Source organism: Flavicella sp., from assembly GCF_037132785.1.
Classification (GTDB): Bacteria; Bacteroidota; Bacteroidia; order Flavobacteriales; family Flavobacteriaceae; genus Flavicella.
This window is the reverse complement of sequence record NZ_JBAHZZ010000200.1, coordinates 1-7,345: the sequence shown is the minus strand read 5'-3', so window position 1 is coordinate 7,345 and position 7,345 is coordinate 1. Positions and strand designations below refer to the sequence as shown.

4 protein-coding genes and 2 pseudogenes are annotated in these 7,345 nt (G+C 31.8%); 1 reads left to right on the top strand and 5 read right to left on the bottom strand.

Annotated features, from left to right (window positions below):
* Positions 1-133, top strand: a pseudogene (locus V5787_RS12595) (IS1595 family transposase); the annotation flags it as partial.
* A 115-nt stretch (positions 134-248) separates the two neighbouring features.
* Here V5787_RS12595 and V5787_RS12590 read toward each other — a convergent pair.
* The 5 genes and pseudogenes from V5787_RS12590 to V5787_RS12570 all read right to left on the bottom strand — a co-directional run.
* Positions 249-1,769 (bottom strand): DEAD/DEAH box helicase, encoded by a 1,521-nt coding sequence (locus tag V5787_RS12590; RefSeq protein WP_336893555.1) that lies wholly within the window; start codon positions 1,767-1,769, stop codon positions 249-251.
* Positions 1,770-2,850: 1,081 nt separating this feature from the next.
* Positions 2,851-3,567: a YebC/PmpR family DNA-binding transcriptional regulator gene (locus tag V5787_RS12585; protein ID WP_336893554.1), complete on the bottom strand. Its 717-nt coding sequence runs from the start codon at positions 3,565-3,567 to the stop codon at positions 2,851-2,853.
* Between the two features lie 188 nt (positions 3,568-3,755).
* Positions 3,756-4,943, bottom strand: coding sequence for an acetate kinase (locus V5787_RS12580; protein WP_336893553.1), 1,188 nt, complete (start codon positions 4,941-4,943; stop codon positions 3,756-3,758).
* Positions 4,944-4,947: 4 nt separating this feature from the next.
* Positions 4,948-7,041, bottom strand: coding sequence for a phosphate acetyltransferase (gene pta / locus V5787_RS12575; RefSeq protein ID WP_336893552.1), 2,094 nt, complete (start codon positions 7,039-7,041; stop codon positions 4,948-4,950).
* Positions 7,042-7,211: 170 nt separating this feature from the next.
* A pseudogene (locus V5787_RS12570) lies at positions 7,212-7,345 on the bottom strand (IS1595 family transposase); the annotation flags it as partial.

Sequence of the window (7,345 nt, the reverse complement as noted above, 5' to 3'; positions counted from 1 at the left end):
ATATTTTGATGAATTTTGTTTTAGAATTAATAGGTCACAATACAAAGAATCCATTTTTCATAAAACAATTCTTAGAATGGTACTACAAAAACCTAAATATCAAAAAAATATAAAACAGACACTAGGCGTATAACTCAGTAAAAAATTTCTATACCTTTTTAAGAAAACAACAATACAAAAAACGAATCCTATTTCTAGTAAAAAAAAGACTAACGGAAATGTTAACCTTTTTTTGTAATCTTTATTTGTTATGAAAAACTCTGATTGATCATAGTACCCAGCCTACGTTTGTAATCATCTTCTAACCACTGAATATAATTTTTTGTGCTTTTTATAATACAATAGGAGTACTTTTTTATTCTATCTGAGATATCGTCTTGTAAAAGCCTAGACAATATTCTTGCATCAAAAACATCTTCACTATTTTCTACACATAATTTACAGTGCTGTTCTATAGATTTATCCAAAACAATTTTTGATTTTATATTCATTTTAATTGCTTTATCGTACTCTTCTTTTATGTTAAAAGAGAACTCAGTTGAATTTGGGAATTCAGCACGAATTTCTGCTGGCATGGCATACGTAAAACTACGCTCAATATCATCATCACCTATTAAATTACCTAGGTAATATAAGGGCGAACTAAATATCTTTCTCCAGTCTAATGGAGTTCCCCACAATCCAAATCTAGCGGCATTATTTCCTAAATCTAAAACTGTAAAATCTTTTTTATCATCAATCACTCGAGAGCCCCTTCCTATCATTTGATAATACAAGGTAATCGATTTTGTAGCTCTATTTAAAATAATCGTTTCAACAGTCGGCTCATCAAACCCAGTAGTTAAAATACCAACCGATGTTAAAATTGCACTCGGAGTTTCTTTAAACCATTTTAAAATATACTCACGTTCTTGTTTTGAATTGGTATTATCTAAATGCATTACGTCGTAACCTTCAGCTTTAAATGTTTCATAAACATGAAGTGAGGTATTGATCCCATTGTTAAAAATCAATGTTTTTTTACCCAAAGATTTTTCTTCATAAGCATACAATAACTTCTCTTGCATCAAATTATTTGAATACAGCTCTTCTGAAGATTTAACTGTATAATCACCATTGATTCCAATTTTCAAGGTTCCCAATGCAACATCGTAAGTATAAGTAGTAGCCTTTGCTAAAAACCCTCTATCAACCAAAGACTGAACCGGTTCACCTACTAACAATTCATTATAGATGTCGTTCATCGGTAACTTCATATTAGAACTTAACGGTGTCGCAGTTACCCCAAGAATAAAACAATTCTCAAAATATTTAAATAACTTTCTAAAAGAATTATAATGAGCTTCATCAATAATTACCAAACCTATCTGATCCAACTCCAACTTATCGTCATTCAATCGGTTCTTTAAAGTCTCTACCATTGCTACAAAACACATATATTCGTCCTGATCGTACAGCTCCTTTACATTACTATTGATAATTTTATTGTTCACGTCGAATTCCGACAACATCCTAGAGGTCTGATTACATAACTCAATTCTATGAGTTAATATCAAAACTTTTTTTCCAGTCTCCTCAATATATCGTCTTGCAATTTCAGAAAAAATAACCGTTTTTCCTCCACCCGTGGGCAATTGATATACTAAATTATAACTTTCCGGATTTTCTTCGATTCTTCCAAAAATCTGGCTCAGAGCCTCTTGTTGGTAATCGTATAATTTTTTTGTCTTTGTACTCTTAGTTCTAGGTGTTGTCAAATCTTGGCTCACTTTGATAATTAATATGAAACCTTGCAAAAATAGTGAGTTTATTAGGTTCTACGAAATGCTTTGACAACTATTTTAAAACTTGTTGCATTAAATAAAGACTACTTAAGTTTGAAAAAAAATCAAAATCAAGTCCAAACCAAACTTACAAAACCACACTACCCTATTGATGATCAGTTTTATATCTAATATATCTAGATTTTTTATTTTAACAAAAAAATAAACAAATAATCAGAATTTTTGTTGAAATAATAAATTCTAAAGTCGTATATTTAGTTAATTTCACCGCTTTTTTCTAGTCTACTTTATTTCAAAAATGTTTATTTATTGGCAGGATTCAAACAAAAAAATATTTTACTCAAAAAAAGACACATCTCTTATTAATCAACTCACTATAAATCATTTTTTTAATAAATAATGCAAAACTATCCTAAGACACACGGATTTTATGATAGATTCTGTACTTAAACAAGCAACTTAATAATCTTTTTAAACCAGTTTTATTTTTAAATGACGTAATAATAATTTGGAATATTTTTTATTCAGATAAGCAATAAAAACAGAAGCATAGCTCCGTTACGGTTTTGTTTTTGTGTGAAATATGAATGAAAAAGAAACGAATTTAATGCGTCATTTGAATCTTAAAATGGTATAAGGACATATAAATCGGGCTGGTATTTTATCAGCCCGTACGTTCTTTCGATTAGCTATTGAAAATGTTATAATTTAACTGTGAACTAATTGTTCTATACAAAATTCATTTGAATGTATATTAACATGAATAAACTCATCCCAAAACAAATTGTTCTTAAAAAGAATTCAACTTGATAAATCATTAATATTGCATTGAATTTCACACTTTCTTCTTCTTTTGTATTGTGAGTTATGTCATATCCTTTTGAAATTGGCTTATACCCTTTCCATACACCTAGTAGAATCCTCTGCTACTTTACTGATGTGTTTTCAAGTATAATCTTCACTTTTTTTTTGAAGAATAATTGACCTGTATGACATCCTTTTTACTTTGGAAGTACGTCCTAATCTGCTCAATAGAACAAACTAAGACACCGAAAGGCATTGCTTTTTACATTTCTAAAGAATGATATATATTTTGAACATCATCATCTTCTTCTAATTTTTCTAATAATTTTTCAACATCTGCTTGTTGAGCTGTTTCTAGTTTTTTTGTGGTTGTAGGGATACGTTCAAAGCCAGAAGAAAGAATTTCTAAGCTGTTTTCTTCCAAGTATCCTTGAATAGCACCAAACTGCTCAAAAGGACCATAAATTAAAATTCCATCTTCATCTTGAAACACCTCTTCTACATCAAAGTCCATCAATTCCAATTCCAATTCTTCTAAGTCGATATCCACTCCTTCAGATTTTATTCTAAAATTACAGGTATGATCAAACATGAAAATTACAGATCCTGAAGTTCCAAAGGTACCATCACATTTATTAAATATAGAACGCACATTGGCAACCGTTCTGTTGTTATTGTCAGTTGCTGTTTCACAAACAATAGCAATACCATGAGGTGCATATCCTTCAAATAAAACTTCCTTATAGTTGGCAGTATCTTTATCAATTGCTTTTTTAATCGCACGCTCAACATTATCTTTTGGCATATTGGCTGCTTTTGCATTTTGCATTACAGCTCTTAAACGCGAATTACTATCAGGATTAGCCCCGCCTTCCTTAACAGCCATTACGATGTCTTTACCTATACGTGTAAATGTTTTAGCCATTGCTGACCAACGTTTCATCTTTCTTGCTTTACGGAATTCAAATGCTCTACCCATTTCTAGTCGTTATTTTTACTCTGTTAATTTTTGAAAAGCAAATGTAAATATTACCTCTCTACTTTACAAGTTTTATTTAGGGTATCTCCCTCGTTTACTAGGTGAAAAATGTAAATACAGCAAATAAAAAAAGTCGATTTACTCTCTTAAAAAAGGAATAAATCGACTCAAAGCAAAGATAAATTATATTAACTGTTTAACAGTTCATAAGTTTGTTTTGCAATTTCTATTTCCTCATTTGTAGGAATGATTAAAACCTTTACCTTCTTTCCTTCTTTTTGAATTTCTCTAATTTCTTTAGATCGTTTGTTATTTTTATTTTCGTCAAGTTCAATCCCTAGCCAATCCATATTTTTACAGCTCAATTCACGCATCAAGCTAGAGTTCTCTCCAATTCCAGCAGTAAAAACAATAGCATCTAGACCATTTAAAATAGCAGTATACGAACCGATATATTTTTTGATTCTATGTGCCACTAAATTTAATGCGTTGATACAATCTTGATTTCCTTCGGCTGCTAAATTTCCAATATCTCTTAAATCAGAATGACCTGTCAAGCCTTTTAGTCCGGATTCTTTTTGAAGAATATGATTTACTTCGTCAGCAGTTTTTCCATATTTATTTTGCAAGTGGAAAATTACAGATTGGTCAATATCACCTGCTCTGGTTCCCATAATCAATCCGTTAGAAGGTCCTAAACCCATGGAGTGCTCTACACATTTACCCTCATTAATTGCAGAGATACTGCAACCATTTCCTAAATGAATAGTGATTATTTTGTTAGATTTTTCTCCTAGATATTTGATGGCTTGTTCTGAAACATACCTATGGCTGGTTCCGTGAAATCCATAAGCACGAATTTCATCTTCTATTAAATATTTATTCGAAATTGCATATTGATAAGCTTCTCGAGGCATGGTTTGATGAAAAGCCGTATCGAAAATTGCTGCTTGTTGGGCGTTTTTAAAAACATTCTCTGCAACCTCAATTCCTGTTAAATTGGCTGGGTTGTGCAATGGAGCCAAAGCAAATAATTCTTTGATTTTTTCTTTTGTATCTTCCGTAACTAAAACGGTTTTAGTAAAGGTACTTCCTCCATGAACCACTCTATGTCCAACAGCATCTATTTCATCAACATTTTTTATAACTCCATAATCGGAGTTCATCAATGCAACTTCAACTTTTTTTAATGCTGCCGTATGGTCTAAAATAGGACAAACCTCATGGTGCTTTTGAGTTCCTTTTTCGTGGGTAAAAATAGCATCATCCATTCCAATTCGTTCTACCAACCCTATGCATTTAACTTCTTGAGAAGGCATTGTAATCAATTGATATTTTAAGGAAGATGAGCCTGCGTTTAATACTAATATATTCATTTTGTTATTGTTGATTTGCTTGAATAGCCGTTAATAAAACAGTATTGAAAATGTCGTCTACTGTACACCCTCTACTTAAGTCATTTACGGGTTTGTTTAATCCTTGTAACATAGGACCAATTGCCAAAGCACCTGTTTCTCTTTGGATTGCTTTGTAAGTATTATTTCCCGTATTTAAATCAGGAAAAATAAGGACAGAAGCTTGTCCTGCTACCTTCGAATTTGGCATTTTACTTTTTGCTATATTTATGTCTACAGCAGCATCGTATTGAATAGGACCTTCAATTTTTAAGTCTGGGTGTTTCTCTAATACAATTTCCGTTGCTCTTCTTACTTTTTCTACCTCTTCACCTTTCCCTGAGTTACCAGAAGAATAGGATAACATTGCAATTCTTGCTTCAATTCCAAAAGCCTCAGATGATTGTGCAGAGCTGATAGCTATTTCTGCCAATTGCTCTGCATTTGGGTTTGGATTTACTGCACAATCTCCCATGACAGAAACACGATCAGACAAACACATGAAAAATACTGAGGAAACTACAGAAACTCCAGGTTTTGTTTTTATCAATTGTAATGCTGGTTTGATGGTGTGTTGTGTTGTATGGGCAGCTCCAGATACCATTCCATCTGCCATACCCTTTAAGACCATTATAGTACCATAATAAGAAACGTCTTTTACCAAATCATTGGCAATAGTCTCAGTCATGCCTTTATGTTTTCGAGTTTCAAATAAAATTTGAGCAAATTCTTTATTATGAACAGAGTTTTCAGGATTTAAAATATTGATTTTATCCAGATCAATCTGAAGTCCCATTCTGTCACATTTTAATTGAATATTATCTTTATCACCTAAAATTGTTAAGTCTACAATATCCAATAATTGTAATCGGGCTGCTGCCTGAATAATTCTATCATCATTTCCCTCTGGAAGTACAATATGTTTTCTGTTCTTTTTTGTTCTTTGCAGTAAATTATACTGAAACATACTAGGAGTAATACGTCCCGAACTGTATTTTGTTAAGTTGTTAGCTATTCCTTCAGCATTTACATAAGAGTCAAATGTGTCTAAGGCAAGTAAAATTTTCTTTGAGTTTGTTGCGTAAATTTTAGATTTTATAGCACCTATATTATTTGTCGTTCTAAAGGTTCCTCCTTCAACAGAAATAATAGGCACAGTGGATTGTACTCCTTCTATAAGACGTAATATAGAGTTTTCTGGAATTAACCCTCCTGTTAAAATCAATCCCGCAATTTTAGGGTAGTTTGAAGAAGCATTGGCTTGTAAAGCACCCAATATAATATCTGCTCTATCTCCTGGTGTAACCACCAAAGCATTTTCTTTGATTCTTGTTAGGTAATTACGCAGTTGCATCGATCCAGAGCTAAAGCTCCCTATGGTATTATCAATAAACTGTTCTCCAAACAGAATTTTCCCGTTTAAAGCTTCATTTACTTCTTTAACGGTTGGGTTTTCTAGGTATAGGCTTTCAGGAATCACATCAATTTGAACATCAGAAGGAATGACTTTTTTCAATTCTTCTGCAACACGTTCTTTATTTTCACCAGGAACCTTGTTTGCAATAACTCCAATTACATCTACTTCTTTTCTTTTAAAAGCCTTATAAGTGATTTCCATGCTATTTACAAACTCATCTATCGTCTTGTTTTTTCCTGATCCTACGATTAAAGAAGGAATCCCAAGGTTTTTAGCAATCGCCAAATTTAAGTCTAACTCCAGAAAACTTCCCTCTTCAGAAAAGTCTGTACCTTCAACAAGTACATAGTCGAAACGCTCTTCAAGCTTTTTGTATTTCTTAATAACGGTTTGAATGACTTCATCAACTTTTCCTTTGCTTAATAATTTTATGACTTCACTTTGTTTGTAGGCATAACAGTCAGATTGTTTTAAATCTAAATTAAAAAAATTGATAGCGGTTTTTGTATGGTTATCAAAACCTCCTTTTTTACTCTCGTTAATAATGGGTCTAAAGTAACCAACCTTAATCGATTTCGTTAACATCATCCTTAAAAGACCTAAGGATACCAAAGACTTCCCGCTGTGTGATTCTATTGTAGCAATATAAATAGCTTTATTCATTTGTATGTGTATTTTGTGACCGAATTTACAAAATAATAACATCAAAAGTAGAACTGCCTCTTTATTTATTTCATGACTCTTATCATATGTTTAAAGAAGTAAAGAGGATAATTAAAGTTGCACATATTACACCAAATAAACATCAAAATGATTGATTAAATTATTCTGAGTTATACGCCTAGTGTCTGTTTTGTATTTTTTTGATATTTAGGTTTTTGTAGTACCATTCTAAGAATTGTTTTATGAAAAATGGATTCTTTGTATTGTGACCTATTAATTCTAAAACAAAATTCATCAAAGTAAG